This window comes from Ruegeria sp. BG5 (genome assembly GCF_056538425.1).
This window is the reverse complement of sequence record NZ_JBQFTC010000001.1, coordinates 2,124,973-2,142,309: the sequence shown is the minus strand read 5'-3', so window position 1 is coordinate 2,142,309 and position 17,337 is coordinate 2,124,973. Positions and strand designations below refer to the sequence as shown.

The 17,337-nt window shown below is 63.5% G+C and carries 16 protein-coding genes; 1 reads left to right on the top strand and 15 read right to left on the bottom strand.

The window, feature by feature from the left end:
- Positions 1–3 precede the first annotated feature (3 nt).
- The 10 genes from ACR0KX_RS10220 to cbiE form a co-directional block, all read right to left on the bottom strand.
- Positions 4–1,374: a tetratricopeptide repeat protein gene (locus ACR0KX_RS10220; protein ID WP_170449399.1), complete on the bottom strand. Its 1,371-nt coding sequence runs from the start codon at positions 1,372–1,374 to the stop codon at positions 4–6.
- A gap of 179 nt (positions 1,375–1,553) precedes the next feature.
- Positions 1,554–2,738: a CaiB/BaiF CoA transferase family protein gene (locus ACR0KX_RS10215; protein ID WP_170622066.1), complete on the bottom strand. Its 1,185-nt coding sequence runs from the start codon at positions 2,736–2,738 to the stop codon at positions 1,554–1,556.
- Positions 2,725–4,344: a thiamine pyrophosphate-binding protein gene (locus ACR0KX_RS10210; RefSeq protein WP_170449405.1), complete on the bottom strand. Its 1,620-nt coding sequence runs from the start codon at positions 4,342–4,344 to the stop codon at positions 2,725–2,727. The genes ACR0KX_RS10215 and ACR0KX_RS10210 overlap by 14 nt, the downstream gene beginning before the upstream one ends.
- A gap of 79 nt (positions 4,345–4,423) precedes the next feature.
- The gene (locus ACR0KX_RS10205) at positions 4,424–4,882 is read right to left on the bottom strand and encodes a DUF302 domain-containing protein (protein ID WP_170622065.1); all 459 of its coding nucleotides are present in this window, start codon (positions 4,880–4,882) and stop codon (positions 4,424–4,426) included.
- An 82-nt stretch (positions 4,883–4,964) separates the two neighbouring features.
- A complete protein-coding gene (gene cobF / locus ACR0KX_RS10200) occupies positions 4,965–5,708 on the bottom strand; it encodes a precorrin-6A synthase (deacetylating) (RefSeq protein WP_170449409.1) in 744 nt (247 codons plus the stop codon).
- Positions 5,701–6,429 carry a uroporphyrinogen-III C-methyltransferase gene (gene cobA / locus ACR0KX_RS10195; protein WP_170622064.1) on the bottom strand — a complete coding sequence of 243 codons (729 nt, stop codon included), beginning with the start codon at positions 6,427–6,429 and terminating at the stop codon, positions 5,701–5,703. The genes cobF and cobA overlap by 8 nt, the downstream gene beginning before the upstream one ends.
- A complete protein-coding gene (locus ACR0KX_RS10190) occupies positions 6,426–7,742 on the bottom strand; it encodes a cobyrinic acid a,c-diamide synthase CobB (protein ID WP_170622063.1) in 1,317 nt (438 codons plus the stop codon). Before ACR0KX_RS10190 ends, cobA begins: the two co-directional genes overlap by 4 nt.
- Entirely contained in the window at positions 7,735–8,529 is a 795-nt protein-coding gene (gene cobM, locus ACR0KX_RS10185; protein ID WP_480708380.1) for a precorrin-4 C(11)-methyltransferase, read from the bottom strand. Before cobM ends, ACR0KX_RS10190 begins: the two co-directional genes overlap by 8 nt.
- Positions 8,526–8,894, bottom strand: coding sequence for a cobalamin biosynthesis protein (locus ACR0KX_RS10180; protein WP_170452982.1), 369 nt, complete (start codon positions 8,892–8,894; stop codon positions 8,526–8,528). Before ACR0KX_RS10180 ends, cobM begins: the two co-directional genes overlap by 4 nt.
- Positions 8,891–10,090 carry a precorrin-6y C5,15-methyltransferase (decarboxylating) subunit CbiE gene (cbiE, locus tag ACR0KX_RS10175; protein ID WP_170622061.1) on the bottom strand — a complete coding sequence of 400 codons (1,200 nt, stop codon included), beginning with the start codon at positions 10,088–10,090 and terminating at the stop codon, positions 8,891–8,893. The genes ACR0KX_RS10180 and cbiE overlap by 4 nt, the downstream gene beginning before the upstream one ends.
- On the opposite strand from cbiE, the gene ACR0KX_RS10170 reads away from it, so the two are divergent.
- The gene (locus tag ACR0KX_RS10170; RefSeq protein ID WP_170449420.1) at positions 10,089–10,820 is read left to right on the top strand and encodes a cobalt-precorrin-6A reductase; all 732 of its coding nucleotides are present in this window, start codon (positions 10,089–10,091) and stop codon (positions 10,818–10,820) included. The genes cbiE and ACR0KX_RS10170 overlap by 2 nt on opposite strands.
- Here the strand turns inward: ACR0KX_RS10170 and cobJ are convergent.
- From cobJ to cobN, 5 genes are read right to left on the bottom strand one after another with little or no spacing between them, the layout of a single operon-like run.
- The gene (gene cobJ / locus ACR0KX_RS10165; RefSeq protein WP_170449422.1) at positions 10,811–11,575 is read right to left on the bottom strand and encodes a precorrin-3B C(17)-methyltransferase; all 765 of its coding nucleotides are present in this window, start codon (positions 11,573–11,575) and stop codon (positions 10,811–10,813) included. The two genes, ACR0KX_RS10170 and cobJ, sit on opposite strands and share 10 nt — an antisense overlap.
- Positions 11,572–12,300, bottom strand: coding sequence for a precorrin-2 C(20)-methyltransferase (locus ACR0KX_RS10160; RefSeq protein ID WP_170622060.1), 729 nt, complete (start codon positions 12,298–12,300; stop codon positions 11,572–11,574). Before ACR0KX_RS10160 ends, cobJ begins: the two co-directional genes overlap by 4 nt.
- Positions 12,297–12,926 carry a precorrin-8X methylmutase gene (locus tag ACR0KX_RS10155; RefSeq protein WP_170622059.1) on the bottom strand — a complete coding sequence of 210 codons (630 nt, stop codon included), beginning with the start codon at positions 12,924–12,926 and terminating at the stop codon, positions 12,297–12,299. Before ACR0KX_RS10155 ends, ACR0KX_RS10160 begins: the two co-directional genes overlap by 4 nt.
- Positions 12,926–14,047, bottom strand: a complete 1,122-nt coding sequence (cobG, locus tag ACR0KX_RS10150) for a precorrin-3B synthase (protein ID WP_170622058.1) — start codon at positions 14,045–14,047, stop codon at positions 12,926–12,928. Before cobG ends, ACR0KX_RS10155 begins: the two co-directional genes overlap by 1 nt.
- A complete protein-coding gene (gene cobN, locus ACR0KX_RS10145; protein ID WP_480708379.1) occupies positions 14,044–17,337 on the bottom strand; it encodes a cobaltochelatase subunit CobN in 3,294 nt (1,097 codons plus the stop codon). The genes cobG and cobN overlap by 4 nt, the downstream gene beginning before the upstream one ends.

The window sequence follows — 17,337 nt, the reverse complement described above, 5'->3', positions numbered from 1 at the left end:
TTGTTATTCGGCCGGGACGCTTTGAGCGTCTCCGCTGTCGCGGGCCGCGTCGATCAGGGCGCGGCGCGCAAGTGCGTAATTGTCCTCGCCCCCGGCACGTTTGGCGCGCCGGTCGTCCAGGATGCGCTCCACCGCGTCCAGACGCCCGGCGCGCAGGCCGGAATCGATTGTGATGCGCTCGAATACATCACGTTGTGCGTGGCTGCCACCTGCCATTTGCATGCCAGCGCGCGCTGTCGACAGGAAATCGAAGGCCGCGCCATAAAGCCCGTCACCGAAGGCCTCTAGGCCCTTGGCGGCAGCAATGCCCGGATCGGACATGCGGATCGGGGTGTCCCCCTGATTGCGCTGCGCATCCTTCTGAATGCGCTGCAACATTTTTCCCGTCGCGTCTGCGCGGTTGTCACCGGTCAGCGCCAGCAGGTAGTGCAAGTCGGCGAAGATCAGGCAGCCATCCTCGGTCCGCGCCGCGCTGAGATCAGCCAGTTCTTCCCAGCGGTTGCCGACATCGATGCCCTCAAGCTCCAACCGCGACAGCAGCGAGGTCGCGTTCGAGATGTCGCGATAATCATCCGTCTTGTCCTTGCGGATATGCTGATCATACAGCGCCATCACCTGATCGACCTGACCCAGATCCAGATGCATCAGCGCCTTGTGCCACCAGACGTGATAGCGAAAGTTGTTGCAATGCGCCCAGGCGTCCTCGCGCCCGGCAAGCCAGTCCAGACCCAGTTGCGCGTTGCCTGTCATCTCGTGGACGTGAGCGACAGCATGCAGACCCCAGGCATCGTCCGACACCATCCACAGGGCCTGTCGACCGGCAATCTCGGCCTTTTCATAGGCGCCAGTTTCTTCCAGCGCGAAGGAATGGCAGCCCAGCAGATAGCCGCGTCCGGCATGATCCGGCTCGTAGGCGGGCAGAACCCGTTCAATCGACCGACGCATTCCCGCCGCGTCTCCCAGCACAAACCGTGTCGCGTGGCTGAGTTTCATCGCCAGCGTGTCGGTCGGATGGGCGCGCAGGACCTCTTCGAATTTCTGCACAGCTTGCGAGGGCAGGTCGGCTAGATAGAGCGACAAGGCATCGACATACAGCTTCTCACGCGCCGACACGGTCTGGCGTGTCATTGCGGTGTTGGCTGCGGCCAAAGCCTCGGTCGCGACGGGCAACATCTCGCGCCGACCCAGCAGAACCATGAACAGACCCTTGATCGCATGACCCAATGCGAAGTCCGGCTCAAGCTCGAGCACCTTGCCCAGATGCTGAGGGGTGATTGCCGCGTGCGCCATGAACCCAAGCAGAACACCATCCCACGCTTCGACGGCTGCCGGGTGGCTGAGGGTGTTCAATTGTCCAAAAACGTCTTGTTTCATACTTGGGTCCAATCTGATTGCGATATTTGACACTGTTCGATTTATCAGAGTGTGCGGGCGCGTCGTAACAGTATCGACCCTGCTCTCGAATTGGTGAAAAGCCGTGTGTGTAAAAATTGAAAAAAACCGCCGATTCAAGGGCATGTTTCAGCAACTTGCCGCCGAAATGGGCAAGTGTTTCAGTCTTCGAAGGGGTTTTCAGCGCCTAAAACTGCATCAGTATCCGCACCAAACACCGGCGGGGCATGCCGATATGTTACAGGCGTGCGTGACAGGTTCAGGGGATTCCCGATCAGTTTCACCTCGGCAGGATCGGCCTGCATGGCGATCTGCATGCCGCGGGCTGCCACCTGATCCGAGGCAAAAACCTTATCCAGCGTCCGCACCGGGCCAACCGGCACCTTGCGGGTTTCAAGCTCGGAAATCACCGTGGCTGTTGCCTGGGATTTCATTGCCGGACGCAGCACCGCGTTCAGCGCATCGCGATGTTCAAGCCGCGCGGGGTTGGTTGCAAAACGCGGATCGTTGGCCAGTTCGGAATGGCCGATGAAATCGCAGAAGCGGCGGAACTGGCTGTCATTGCCAACTGCCAGAATCACGTGGCCATCGGAGGTTTCGTAAACCTCGTAAGGCACGATATTGGGATGCCCGTTGCCACGCCGCTGGGGCACATCGCCCGAGGTCAGATAGTTCACGCCCTCATTGATCAGCCAGGCCACCTGCGAATCCACCAGCGCCAGATCGATCTGCTGGCCTTCGCCGGTCAGATCGCGGTGACGCAGCGCCGCCAGAATGCCGACAGTCGCATACATGCCGCACATGACATCGGCGATGCCAACACCCACTTTCATCGGCGCGCCATCGGTATCGCCGGTCAGCGACATGATCCCACCATAGCCTTGCGCCATCAGGTCATAACCGGGCTTGCTGGAATTGGGTCCGGTCTGCCCGTATCCGGAGATTGAGCAATAGACGAGTCCCGGAAGATCCTGAGACAAGCTGTTGTAATCCAGCCCGTATTTCGCCAGCCCGCCGGGCTTGAAGTTCTCGATCAGAATATCGGCATGCGAGGCAAGGCGTTTGATTTCAGCCTGTCCCTCGGGCGTTGCGATGTCGATGGCAACGGATTTCTTGTTGCGGTTGGCCGACATGAAATAGGCGCTCAGGTCCGAGCGGTTGCCATCCCCATCCGCAACATACGGAGGGCCCCATTGCCGCGTATCGTCCCCGCCGGTCGCGGGGTTTTCGATCTTGATGACGGTTGCACCCAGATCGCCCAGCAATTGCGTGCAGGTCGGTCCGGCCAGAATGCGCGACAGGTCCAGAACCTTGACGCCCTTCAGCGGTCCTTCAGATGCGGCCATCATACCCTCCACGATCAATCTCGGCGGCGATCACAGTAAAGCGGTCGGCCTTCATCGCCTCGTTCAATGCTGCGCGCAGTTCTGCGCGGTTGCGCACGGTATGTCCATAGCCGCCAAAGGCGCGGCCCATGGCGGCAAAGTCGTGACGGTCGAAATCGACGCCCCGGTTGCCCATCTGGCGCTGGCGTTGCTTCAATTCGATCAGCGCCAGCGAGGCGTCGACGAACACGAGAAAGATCGGATTTCCGCCCATTTCGGCAGCGGTCGACAGCTCTCCGGCGATCATCAAGAACCCTGCATCGCCCGAAAAGCTGATCACCGGGCGGTCGGGTTCGGCCAAGCTCAGGCCCATCGCCATCGGAAGGGCGCAACCCATTGTGCACAAAGCAGAAGATTGGATCAGCCCGCGCGGCTCTTGGCACTCCCACATCTGGCTCAGCAGGATGCGGTGTGCGCCGCTATCGGCCGAGGCCAGCGTGTTGCCGGGCAGCACGGCGCGGGTTTCGGCGATCACACCCGCAGGCCCCCAATCGTCGTCCTGCGGGAAGGCTTGCGCCAGCGCGGCCTTGACCTGAGCGGGCTCTCCACCGGGCCACGTGGCGCGGGCCGGGTTGCCTTTGGCAATCGCCTCCAGCGTCTGGCCGGTATCGGCCACCAGATTCAGGCCGGCCTGATGCATGTAGTGATCGTTCACCACGGCCGAGATGTCGATGACGCGCTTTTCGTCCGGATCCCAGATCTCGCGCCAGCCGGGGCGCATTTCGATGGGGTCATAGCCAAGGCACAGAACCAGATCGGACTGTTCGATCAGCGGCACCAGATGTTTGTCGGCCAGAGGCGACAGCCCCGCGCCGCCCAGACACAAAGGGTGATCCTCGGGGATCACGCCCTTTGCCTTGTAAGTGGTGACAAAAGGAATGCTGAAATGTTCTAGAAACGCCTGAACCACACTGCGCGAGTCGTCATACAGCACATCCAGCCCGATGATCGCGACGGGACGTTCGGCCTCGGCCACCCAGCGGCGGGCCTTGGACAGGCAGTCGCCTTCCGGGGCTACAGCCGCCACCTTGGCCAGGCGGCGGCGTTTGGGCGAAGACATACGCGCATCCGCAACCGAGATTGGCACGTCGATATGGACCGGGCCGGGGCGGGGCTGATTGGCCAGAGAGACTGCCTTATCCGCAATGATATCCGCGCCTTCGGCGGTCATCACATAGGTGGCCTTGGTGATCGAGCGGTAGACCTGTGAATGGTCCATGACCTGATGGGTATAGGTCAGCGCCTCGTCTGCATCCACACAGCCGGTCAGCACGATCATCGGCACCCGGTCCTGAAACGCATTGGCCACCACGTTGATCCCGTTCATCGCACCCGGCCCGATGGTCGCAACCAGAATGGCGGGCGCGCCGTCGCGGTGATGCACGGCCTCGGCCATGAAGCCCGCGGCGTTTTCGTGCTTGGTCAGATGGAAGGTGATGCCCGCCTTTTCCAGCGCATCAACCAGCGTCAGAACCTCGCCGCCCGGCATCCCGAATGCGTGGCGGCAACCCGCCTCGTACAGCCGTTGGGCCAGAAGGTCCGCAGCGCGGGGGGACAGGTCCTGCATCAGTCATGCTCCGAATTAGCCAATGGGAAGCAAATGTCTGACATCCCTAACAGAGGCAAGCCGGATCACGCCAGTGTGACTATTTGACTGCGGAATCCGCGATGGATTGAAACTTTGCGTCCAATTCTTCGGCAATCGAAGACAGCGCCGCGCCGCCTTCGTCAGCGTAAGGCTGGAAGACAAAGCTGGGTGTTTTGTAAGACAAGGTCGCCGTGCCATCGTCATTTTCGGTGACGTAAAACCGGATCGGCGCTTCGATCATCGCAGCGGTCGAGGTTTCCAGAACGCGCACGGCAAAATCGTTGTTGAACACGCCGATCACGCGGTTGCCGGGGATGGTAATCCCACGCGCCGCAGCGGCCTTGGTCGGACCGGCCTGCGTGACCACGATCAGCCCATTGGCTTTCACTGCCGCTTTCGTGTCAGCGACCAGCGCCTCATAGGATTTTTTGCTGTCAAACACGGCCCATCCGGGCAAAGGCTCATCCGCAAAGGCGGGCAGAGCCAGCAAACACGCAAACGCAACGACAGGTTTCATCGCAGGCCCTCCGTCAACTTGGCTGCCTGCTTGATGCCAGAATTCGCGTGTCGGCGCACTCACATTCTTGTGCCGTTACCTGTTAGTCAGCGCGTCGCTTCAACAGATAGATATCCATGATCCATCCATGTGCGGCCCGATGTCTGGCGCGATTGGCCAGAATCTCTTCGGCCACGTCGGCCAGAGGCCCATGGATCAGAATCTCTTCCTTCATTCCGACATAGGCGCCCCACCAGATGTCATAATCTGCCATCTCCAGTGACTGGAACGAACATTCTCCATCCAGCATGACGGCGACATTCGATGCGCCCGGGGGCCAACCTTCGTCCCGCAAACGTCGCCCCGTGGTGACGACATAAGGCGCACCGATCTCGTTGATCGGGATTGCGTGGGCCGCCGTCAGCGCTTGCAACGCGGTGATGCCCGGGATCACCCGCTTGTTCGGCTGCGGATTCAGCCGGGCCGCAATGCGCAAAGAACTGTCATAAAGCGACGGGTCGCCCCAGATCAGCAGGGCAACCTTGCTGGCCGTCGGATGGGCCGAGATCGCCTTTTGCCAGCGCAGCGCAATTGCGTCGTGCCACTCATCCACGCCTTGCAGATAACCGTCGTCGGACCGCCGTTTGGGAATGTCGAAATAGGCGATCTGCGGCGAGGTGTCCGTGACCGTGGCGATGATCTCTTCGCGCAGCCCGGCCAGATCGGCCTTGTTCTCACCCTTGCGCGGGATCAGGATCAGATCGGCCTCGCGGATTGCCTCAATGCCTTGCCGGGTCACATGATCGGGGTTGCCGGTGCCGATCCCGATCAGGGTCAGATCATACATCATCCAACTCCGCCAATGGACCATAAAGGATCAGGGCAGGGGCCGTGCCGATTTCGGATTTCAGCGAGTCCGCAAGCGCACCGATGGTGGATCGATGCAGCACCTGTTCGGGGGTCGACACGGATTCCGCCATAAGCGCGGGCGTGTCCAATGGCAGGCCATGCGCATGCAGCGCCTCGACCAGCAGGGGAAAGGTGCGCTTGCCCATGAAGACCACCGTTGTGGCCATTCCGTCGGCCAAAGCGGACAGGTTCAGATCGTCCGGTAACTGCCCGCTGACATCATGGCCGGTGACAAATTGCACCCGACGTGCCGTCAGGCGACGTGTCAGCGGGATACCAGCAGCGGCGGCTGCTGCGACAGCCGAGGGGATGCCCGGAATGACCTCGTACTCGATCCCGGCCTCGCGCAATGCCACCAGTTCCTCCTCCAGCCGCCCGAACAGCCCGCCATCGCCGGATTTCAACCGCACCACGCGCTGACCGGTCTGCGCATATTCGACCAACAGGCGGCTCACGTGATCCTGCTTGGGCGAGGGGCGTCCGGCGCGTTTACCGACGCCGACCAGATCCGCATCCTCGCGCGCATGCGTCAGAATCGGCCCACTGCTCAGGTCATCGAACAGCACCGCGTCGGCCTTTTGCATCCGGTCCACGGCCTTGAGCGTCAACAGCTCCGGGTCGCCGGGGCCTGAGCCTACGAAAGAGACAAAACCGCTCATGCCGAGGCCTCGGCAATCAGGTGAAAGAACGTGCCGGTGACGTTGCCGCGCACTGATCCAGTTTGGGGACCTTCGGTTCCCTCGGCATCAAACACCCGCGCCAAGGGGGCATCGGGCTGTTCGATAATCGAGGAATAGTGGAACTCATGCCCCCGCAGGGCTGTCCCTGCCGCAAGTCCCGGCATCGGGGCGAGCAGTTCAGCCCGGCGATAGCCCAGATTGAATTTGCGCTTTTCGTAGGATGTGACCAGCCCAAGCAGTCCAGCCATCTTATGCCGCGTGCCGTCCTTGTCGATCAACCCTTCGCCCAACGCCATGTACCCGCCGCATTCGCCGTGAACCGGTTTGGTTTCGGCGTGGCGACGCACTCCGGTCAGGAAGGTATCAGCAGCGGCCAGAGTGCCCGCATGTAACTCAGGGTATCCACCCGGCAACCAGACCAGATCGGCATCCGTCGCCGGAGCTTCATCCGCCAAAGGCGAGAAGGGCAACACCTCGGCCCCAGCCCTGCGCCAGCCTTCCAGCAAATGTGGGTAGGTAAAGGAAAATGCCGCATCCCGCGCCAATGCAATTCGCTGGGCCGGGGGGCGCGGCAGCGCGGCTGACGATGGCCCAGCCGGGCCTGAGGAGGCCGCCCGCTTGATCGCTTCCAGATCTACATGCTCACGCAGGAAGGCCGCATATCCGGCGATGGCGCTTTCCAGATCGGGGTGCTCAACGGCCTGGATCAGGCCCAGATGCCGCTCGGGCAGGGTCAGATCACCGCGTCTTGGTAGCACGCCCAGAACCGGCAGGCCTGCGCGCTCCATGCCCAGGCGGGTCAGACGCTCGTGGCGCGGGCTGGCACAGCGGTTCAGGATCACGCCGGCAAAGGGCAGATCGGGGTTGTACATCTTGAACCCCAGCGCCGTCGCCGCCGCCGATTGCGCCTGTCCGCCCACATCCAGCACCAGCACCACCGGCCAGCCCATCCGCTGCGCTGTCTCGGCGCTGGAGCCATGCCCCAGTTCTCCGGGCTTCGCGACGCCATCAAACAACCCCATCGAGCCTTCGGCGACCACAATATCCGCCCCGTCCGCCTGCGCAGAGATCGCGTTCAACAGCGGATCGCCCATCGCCCAACTGTCGAGGTTGAACGAGGCCCGTCCTGCCGCCGCCCGGTGAAAGGCCGGGTCGATATAGTCGGGGCCACTTTTGAACGGTTGCACGGTCAGGCCGTCCTCGGTCAGTGCACGCAGCAGACCCAGCATTACGGTGGTCTTCCCGGTTCCCGAAGACGGGGCCGAGATCAGAATGCCCGGAGGATTAGTCATCACCGTGGCTCCAGCTTGACCACGGGCTGTCCGCGCTTTGCGGGCGATACCGGCGGTCATAGGACTTGGAATACAGGCAGCTTTCGTCGAACCCTTCGCCCGCCAGCGCTGGTCCGACCATGATCAGTGCAGTGCGCGAGATGCCCTCATCCAGTGCATCTTTCAACGTTTCCAAGGTCGCGCGGATGATCCGCTCATCCGGCCAACTGGCGCGATAGACAACGGCCACCGGGCAATCCGCGCCGTAGGCCGGGGTCAGGTCAGCGATAACCTTGTCCAGATTGCCAATCGAAAGGTGAATGGCCAGCGTGGCCCCGGTGCGGGCGAAGTTCTCCAACGTCTCACCTTCGGGCATGGAAGATGCACGTCCCGGCGTGCGGGTCAGCACCACCGATTGCGCGAGTCCGGGCAAGGTCAGTTCAGTGCCCAGAGCCGCCGCCGCCGCGGCAAAAGACGGCACACCGGGCGTGACGCTGACCGGAATGCCCATCTCTTTCAAACGACGGATCTGTTCCCCCATTGCCGACCAGACCGACAGATCGCCTGAATGCAGCCGGGCCACGTCTTGCCCCGCTTTATGGGCCGCTTCAATCTCGGCCATGATCTGGTCCAGATCCATCGGCGCGGTGTTCACGATCTTCGCGCCTTCGGGGCAATGGCTCAGGATCTCCTCCGGCACCAGCGAGCCCGCATAAAGGCACACCGGGCAAGAGGCGATGATATCGCGCCCGCGCAGGGTCAGCAGGTCGGCGGCACCCGGCCCGGCACCAATGAAATGAACGGTCATGTCTGTCCTCCGATGGCAATGGCACACGTGGCCAGCCGGTCGTCTGAGATGTGTCTGGGTGTAAGCAGCCGCGCGCCGAACCCGGCGGCAGCCAAAGCGGATGCTTCGGCCACGCTGCCGGTGCCATAGCTGGCGCCGCTGCGGGCTGAGCATGTCAGGGTGCGCTGTCCGGCCAGGTCAGCGGGTGCAACAAGGTGCAAGGGCAGGTCGACGATTGCCGCAAAGGCGTCCAACGCGGCGTGGCCGTCCTTGTCCGCGACCGTCGCCAGCGCATCCACGGCATGGCCCGAGGACGCCTGATCATAGGCCGCCTTCAGGCTGTCCACCGTGGCGGAGCTGGAAAAACCAAGACCGGCGACGATCATAGGGTCACGCTCCACTGCACCACCGGATAGGCGGATTTCCATCCGCGGCGGGGGCCCAGAGCGCCCGCCTGCGCCAATTCAATCCGCAGCAAGTCGCCGCCAAGGGCCTCGTGCCATTGGGCGAGCAAAGCCTCGCTTTCCAGCGTCACGGCATTGGCGACCAGCCGCGTGCCCGGTTTCAGGTTGTCGCGCAGCCAGACCAGCAAAGCCTCGGACAGCCCGCCGCCAATAAAAACCACATCAGGCATGGCCAAGCCCGGCAGAGCATCGGGCGCGGTGCCATGAACGACCTCCAGCCGATCCTGCCCCAACGTGTCCGCGTTGCGCCTAATTCGGTCTGCACGCTCGGCCAGCGGCTCGATCGAGGTTGCGGTCAGGGTCGGGTCGCACATCAGCCACTCGATGCTGATCGAACCGGTACCGCCACCGATGTCCCACAGATGCTCGCCCCGTAGCGGTGCCATCGCGGACAGGGTCAGCGCCCGGATGGGCCGCTTGGTGATCTGACCATCCGTTTCAAAGATGTCGTCCGGTTTTCCGCTTGCTTTGGGGAAAGCCAGTCCGGGGCCGGTGACCTCAAGCCCAACACAGACCGGGTGATCGAACGTGCCCAGCAAGGCTTCGGTCAGTGTCACGGTCTGCGTGTTTTCGCGTGGCCCGCCCAGGGCTTGCATCACATGCAGCGCGCTGTCGGCGAAACCGGTCTCGGTCAGATAGGTGGCCAATTCAGCCACCGCCTTGCCATCGCGCAGCAGCAAAATGGCACGCAACCCCGCCGCCAGATGCGGTCTCAGCCGGGTCAGCGGCGCGGCGTGCAGCCCAAAGGTCAGCGTACTTTCCAGCGGCCAACCCAACCGGGCAGCGGCCAGCGAAAAGGTGGATTGACCGGGCAGGGCAGTCCATTCACCCGCGTCAAAGGTTCTGGCAATGACCGATCCCGCACCGAACCAGAACGGATCGCCCGAGGCCAGCACAACCGTTGGCCGCCCGCGCAGACCCGTCAGTATCGGGATGCCATCGGCAAACGGCACGGGCCATTCGATCCGTTCAGCCTGTGTTTCGGGGATCAGCGACAGATGACGGGGCGGGCCCATGACGACCTCGACCCGATCCAGCACTTGACGACTTGCGGGCGGCAGGCCATCCAGTCCATCTTCGCCCAGCCCCAGAATGGTCAGCCACGGAGCCTTAATCATGCCCAACCTCCTGCTTCTTGGCGGCACGACCGAAGCCAATGCACTGGCCCGCAGCCTTGCCGAAAGGGGGGTGCGCGCAATCTACTCTTACGCCGGGCGTGTGGACAATCCTCGCCCGCAACCTTTGCCGGTGCGCGTCGGCGGGTTCGGAGGGGCCGACGGACTGCACAGCTATATCCGCGACAACGCGATCACGCATGTCGTGGACGCAACGCATCCCTTTGCCGCGCAGATGAGCCGGAATGCCATCGCCGCCTGCGAAGCCGCAGGTGTTCCGCTGGTTGCGTTGACCCGACCGGCCTGGATTCCGCAGCACGACGACCGCTGGCAGCATGTTCCGGACATTCCGGCGGCCGTTGCAGCACTGGCAGGCCCCGCTCGGCGCGTCTTTCTGGCTGTGGGCCGGATGCACCTGCAGGATTTTGCCGCGCAACCCCAGCATGACTATTTGCTGCGGCTGGTTGACGAACCTGACAATGTGCCGCTGCCAAACGCCGATATTGTCGTCTCGCGCGGGCCGTTCACGGTTGAGGGCGATCTTGCGCTGATGAAACGCCACGCCACCGAACTGGTGATTTCGAAAAACGCCGGCGGCACCGGCGCGCGCGCCAAGCTGGACGCCGCGCGGGCGCTGGGCGTGCCAGTCCTGATGATCGACCGGCCCAGCCTGCCGCCCCGGCAGGAACTGTCCTCGGTCGCGCAAGTTCTGGACTGGCTGGCTCATCCCTGACCCTCGGCCAGAGTGAACCTTGGCGTGTAGACAATCGGCGCGCCGTCGCGTTCGATCACGCGCGTCAGAGAGGATCCGACAATCACAACCGTCTGCATGTCGGCCATATCCGGTGTCGCCTCGGCCAGCGTTGAGATTCGGATCGCTTCATCCACCCGAGTCACGGCCCGTGCGAACAGGATCAAGCGTTCTGGCTCACATTCTTCCCGCAGGATTTCCAGCGTTTTTACAAAACCTTCCGGGCGGGACTTTGAGCGCGGATTATAGAACGCCATGGCGAAATCGCCCTGTGCCGCAAGGCGCAGGCGCTTTTCGATCAGGGACCATGGCTTGAGGTTGTCGCTCAGGTTAATGGCGCAAAAGTCATGGCCCAAAGGCGCACCGACACGGGCCGAGGCGGCCAGCATCGCGGTGATGCCCGGCAGTACGTCCACCGGAATATCACGCCATTCACGCGGCCCGTTTTCCATCGCCTCGAACACTGCCGCCGCCATGGCAAACACGCCCGGATCACCCGACGACACCACGACCACGCGCTTCCCCTCAGCCGCCATTTGCAACGCATGTTGGGACCGGTCGATTTCGACCCGGTTGTCGCTGGCATGCAGGGTTAATCCCTCACGGTCAGCCACACGGGCAACATACGGAATGTAGCCGACAACATCAGTAGCCTCGGCCAGCGCTGCGGATACTTCGGGCGTCACCAGTTGTTCATCACCGGGGCCCAGGCCGGCGATCTTGACCCACCCGCTCATGGTCTGCGTCCTTGGCCATGCACGATGATAATCGAGAAATAAGGGGTAATGCCGTCCCCGTCCTCGGACAGTTTCCGCACGCGTTGATTGGGCATCTGCGCAAACTCGACGATCCAGGCCCGGTCAAAAAGACCGGCAGTCTTCAGCGCCCGTTTGACCTTGTCGATATTGCGCCCGATCTTCATCACAACCAACGCATCGGTTTGCGCCATACGTCGCGCCAGATCATCTTCGGGCAAGGTTCCGACCAGCACGGTCAGCACATCATCGCCCCATGTGATCGGGTCGCCCGTTGCCGTCCACGCGCCGGACATGCCAGTGATTGCAGGCACCACATCTACATCAGCTTCATCGCGTAAGCGGCTGTAAAGATGCATGAATGACCCGTAGAAGAACGGATCACCCTCACACAGAACAACAACGTCCTCGCCTTTGTCGGCTAGCGTTTTCAGATGTCGTGCGCAGTCTTCGTAGAAAGCGGCGAGCAATTCGTTGTAGCGCGGGTCTGTCACGGGAATTTCCGTGGTAACAGGGTATTCCATTGGGAATTCCACCGCGTCTCCGGGTATCATGCCGTTGACGATCTTGCGCGCCTGACCGCTGCGGCCCGACTTGCGGAAAAACGCCACGTGGCGGGCATTGCGCAGCAGCCGGTCGGCCCGGACGCTCATCAGATCCGGGTCGCCGGGGCCGAGGCCCACGCCGTAGATTTTACCTACGCTCATTCGGCGCGGCTCGCGATGGCGTTGATTGCGGCCACGGTGATGGCGCTGCCGCCCAGACGGCCCTTGACGATGCAGGACGGCACGGGCTGTGCCTCCCACAACGCGTCCTTGGATTCCATCGCGCCGACAAAGCCCACCGGGCAGCCGATGATGGCGGCAGGGCGCGGGCAGTCGGGGTCTTCCAGCATGTTCAGCAGGTGGAACAGCGCCGTGGGCGCGTTGCCGATGGCGACCAGAGCGCCCTCCAGATGCGGCCGCCAAAGCTCCAGCGCGGCAGCCGAGCGGGTGTTGCTCATCTCAGCCGCCAGCGGGCGCACGCGGTCGTCATGCAGGGTGCAGATCACCTCATTGTCGGCGGGCAGGCGGAAGCGGGTCACACCTTCGCTGACCATCCGCGCGTCGCACAGGATCGGCGCGCCATTTTCCAGCGCGGTGCGGGCGGCGGTCACGAAACCGGGCGAGAAATGCACGAACTCTTCCAGACCAACCATGCCAGCGGCGTGGATCATGCGGACGGCGACCTGCTCCTCGTCGGTATCAAAACGGGCCAGATCGGCCTCGGACCGGATGGTGGCAAAGCTCTCTTTGTAGATCGCTGCGCCGTCGGTTTCGTATTCATAAGGCATCAGGTCAGGTCCATGGTCAAAAGTGTTTCGGGGCTGAGCCCGCGCTGACAGGGCTCATCCCCCGCGCGGCCCCGTTTGACAAGATCAAATCGTCCGTTGTTGCCGACCAAAGTGACGTCGGAGGGGCCCATGCGGGCACATCCCTTGGCGCAGCCCGAGACATGCAGGCTGCCGGGAACGCGCGCGGCCAAAGCGCGGGCGATGTCGCGGGTTTCCACATGCGCCTGCGGGCAGAATGGCGCGCCGGGGCAGGCGTCGGTGGTCATCAGCGGGTCGGCACCATCCGTGACAAAGTCCGGGGCAGGTATCGCCGCCCCGCCTTCCAGCAGGATCAGCCGCCACGGAGTGACACGCAGGGCTGTTGCGCCACTGTCGTCAATCAGATCGTAAAGTTTGCGGGCCGGCAGCGACCCAAAAGCTGCGCCATACAGCGCACCCAGTTCATAAAGGCCGGGGTGCAGTTTTTCGCCGACCGGGCCGGGCGCGTGTCCCTGCCATTCCTGCGGCAGCGCGTCGATGACCCGTGCCATGCGGCGCGTCTCGGGCGTATATGTTTCTGCAAACCACCGTGCCAAAGCGATGACATGGACAATGGCATTGGCCTCGGCCACAGGCCGCCCGGTCTCGCAGCCGTCGGCGCGCAGGATCAGACCGTCAGCGCCGGTTTCCAGACGAATATCCGCCGAATCCGCGCTCAGCAGTCGCGCGGGCCCGGTGTCGATGGCAAAGCCGAACTTTGCGGGCAGGGCAGGCAGTTCCGCCAGCCGGTCAATCAGTTCCTGAGTCAGGCGCGCGGTCAGATCGCCCGCCTGATACAGCGGCGTGACCAGAATGTTGCGCCGCACCTCGATGCCCGGTTCCGCATCCAGCAGGTCCAGTGCCGCCAGTTCCTTGAGCAGTGGCTGGTGGTCATAGTCCTCGACCCCCCGCAGTTGCAGATTGGCGCGGTTGGTCAGGTCGATCGAGCCATTTCCAAACCGATCTGCAAGGTCGCACAGACCCAGCGCCTGATCGACCGTCAGGCGCGCCAGCCGAGGCCGTACCCGCACCACCAGACCGTCGCCCGACATCATCGGGCGGTGCGCGCCCGGGCACCAACCTTGAACAACGGGGGCGCTCATCCCAGCCCCTCCAAATCCGCGCGGATCGAGTTCCGGCGGGTGTTCCAAAGCCCCGCCTCCAAAAGGGCGCGGAACCGGTCCTGCATGGCCTGATGCGCCTGCGGGTTGGCCTCGGCCAGAAAGGCATCGACCTGCGGATCGCCCAGCGTCGCGTCGTGATACAGATCGAACAGATGCGGCGCGACCGTGCCCGACAGATGCGCGAAGGACGCCATGTGATCCAATGTTGCCGCGATCTCGGCAGCGCCCCGGAACCCGTGCCGCTGCATTCCGGCGATCCAAGCAGGGTTGGCGGCGCGGGCATGGACAACGCGGCTGATCTCTTCGGGCAGGGTGCGCGCGCGGGGATTGTCCGGGTTGGTGTTGTCCAGATGGTACAGCTGCGCCTCGCCGCCGGTCACCTTTTTGGCCGCTGCAAACCCGGCCTCGTGCGTGGCGTAATCGTTGGCCAGCAGCAGGTCGGTCTCGGTCAGGTCCTGCAGGTGGACAAAGCTGTCGGCATTGGCGACGCGCTGCGTGATCCCATCGACGTCCTGCGCGATATGCTCGCCTTCCAGCGCATAGGAACTGGCCTGCAACCATGCTTCACCCGCCTGCGTGCGGGCCTCATCCGTATAAATTTCAGACAGTTGCGTCATGTTCACGCCATAGCTGCCCGGCGCGGGGCCGAACACGCGCGCAGCCGGGGCCTGCCCGGCATAGGGGTTCCAGTCCGGTGCCTCATCCCGTTCGGACAAGACCCGCACCACTTGACCGTAAAGCGCAGAGAGCGTCGGGAACACGTCGCGGAAAAGTCCCGAGACGCGCAGGGTGACATCCAGACGCGGGCGGCTGAGGTCGGTGATCGGCAGAACTTCGATGCCTGAGACGCGCTCGGACCCCTTGTCCCAGACCGGCTTGACGCCCAGCAGGTGCAGCGCCATGGCGAATTCTTCCCCGGCGGTGCGCATGGTGGCCGAGCCCCAGAGGTCGACGATCAGCCCCTTGGGATAATCGCCCTCTTCCTGCAAATGCCTCCGCACCAGTTCCTCGGCCAGTTTGACCCCTTGGGTATAGGCGGCACGCGTGGGCACGGACCGTGGATCGGTGGTGTAGAGGTTGCGCCCGGTGGGCAGCACATCCGACCGACCCCGATAGGGGGAACCCGAAGGGCCAGCCTCGATCCGTTTGCCCGCCAATGCGTCCAGCAAAGCGGTGCGTTCGGCATGGGCCGAGGGCGCGGGGTCGAAATTGCCGGTCACGTCGGGCACCCGGCCAAAGACATGCAGCCCGTCGCCGAACTGGCTTTCCTTGATGTCACAGACAAAGCGGTCGATGCGGGTAATCGCCTCGGCGGTACAGGTGGCCTGATCGAGGTCCAGGTCGCTTTCCAGCCCGATGGCCTGCGCCTCATCCCGGATATCCTCTTGCAGGCGGTCGCGGCGCTTGGGGTCCAGCCCATCGGCGTTTGAAAACTCGTCCAGCAGAGATTCCAGCCGCACCATCCGATCCGGCGTACCGCTTTCCTTGAGCGCGGGCGGGATATGGCCCAGCGTGACGGCCCCGATCCGGCGTTTGGCCTGCGCGGCCTCGCCGGGGTCGTTGACAATGAACGGGTAGATGACCGGCAGATCGCGGATCAGCGCCTCGGGCCAGCAATCGGCGGACAGGGCGACGGATTTGCCGGGCAGCCATTCCAGCGTGCCATGCGCGCCGATATGGATCAGCGCATCCGCACCCAGCCCTTGGCGCAGCCACAGGTAAAACGCCACATAGCCGTGGCGCGGAGTGCGCGAGAGGTCGTGGTAATCGTCATCGCGCAGCTCGGGCGAGCCGCGTTCCGGTTGCAGTGCGATCAGGGCCTTGCCGCGTCGCAGGGCGGTGAAATGGAAGGCTCCATCGGCGCAGGCCGGATCATCTTCGGGCTTGCCCCAGACGGATTGCAGATCACTGCGCAGGGTTTCGGGCAATTCGGCCAATGCGGTCAGGTAGTCCTGCAGCGGCCATGAAATCCGGACATCCGGCAGCGCATCGGCAATCGGCTCGGCAGGGGTGGTGTCATAGCCTGCGCCTTGCAGATCGGACAGCATCGCCTCGGCCGAGGTCAGCGCGTCGAGGCCTACCGCATGGGCCATCTGCCAGTCCTTGCCGGGATAGGTGGACAGCACCAGCGCAGGCGTCTGATCGGCTTTGGGTTTGTCGTGCAGGTTAAGCCAGCCTGACACGCGGTCGATGATCGCTTCGATCCGCTCGGGCTCGGCCCGGTGGGCGAAACGGGAATATTCCAGATGCGGGTCGCGCTTGCCCGGTTCCTTGAACGAGGCGATGCCCGCTGAAATCCGCCCGTCCACTTCGGGCAGTACCACATGCATGGCGAGGTCGGCGGGGGATAGCCCGCGTTCCGCCTCGGCCCATGCCTTGCGGCGCGAGGTGGCCAGCGCGACCTGAAATACCGGCACGTTGGCGGCGTCCAGAGGCGAGGTGCCCGACGCGCCTTTGCCCGAGAATGAGGTGGCGTTGATGATGGCCGACGGGGCCAGCGCCACGACCTGCTCACGCAGCCAATCGGCTGCTGCGGGCGCTTTCAGAGACGGAGCGAACAGGCCCACCGCCTCAAAACCCCGCACGCGGAGGCTGCGGATCAGAGCCGCGACAGGAGCGGTGTCGGCTGAGGTCAGATAGGCCCGGTAGAAGGTCACAAGGATGCGTTTTGCATCGCCCGTGAAGGCGGCATCCACCGGGATCACGCCGCGATCCGGGCACCACGCGCCGCATTCGGGCAACGTCTTGGCCCCCATCACCGGCCCGGCATAAAGCCCCGCCGCCAGCGCCATTTGCGCCAGGGCGGCCTGCGCCGCGACCTCTCCGCCGGTGTCGCACAGATGCGCCAATCGCCGCAGGGTCGAGATGGGCAGGGTGGAATAGTCATCCAGCCGCGTATCCTCGCGCCCGTCCGCAGGCAGGACCGCCAGCGCGATGCCCTTGGCCTGCGCCAGTGCCAGAACCTGTTGCAACCCGTAGGACCAGTAGGGCACACCGCCGATCAGGCGGATCAGTATACCCTTTGCGCCCTCCAGCGTCTGTTCCACATAGGTATCGACCGACAGAGGGTGCTTGAGCGCCGTTAGGTTCGCCAGCCGCATCGTCGGCATCCGCCCCTCGGGGCCGCCACCGCGATGCCAGCCCGCCGCAAAGGCGCCGAGGTCACTGTCCGAGAACGACAGCACCACCAGATCCGCCGGGCTCTGGCCCAGATCGGTCGGGGTCTCGGTTTCCTCTAACCCGTGGCTTTCGCGGAAGACGACGTGCAT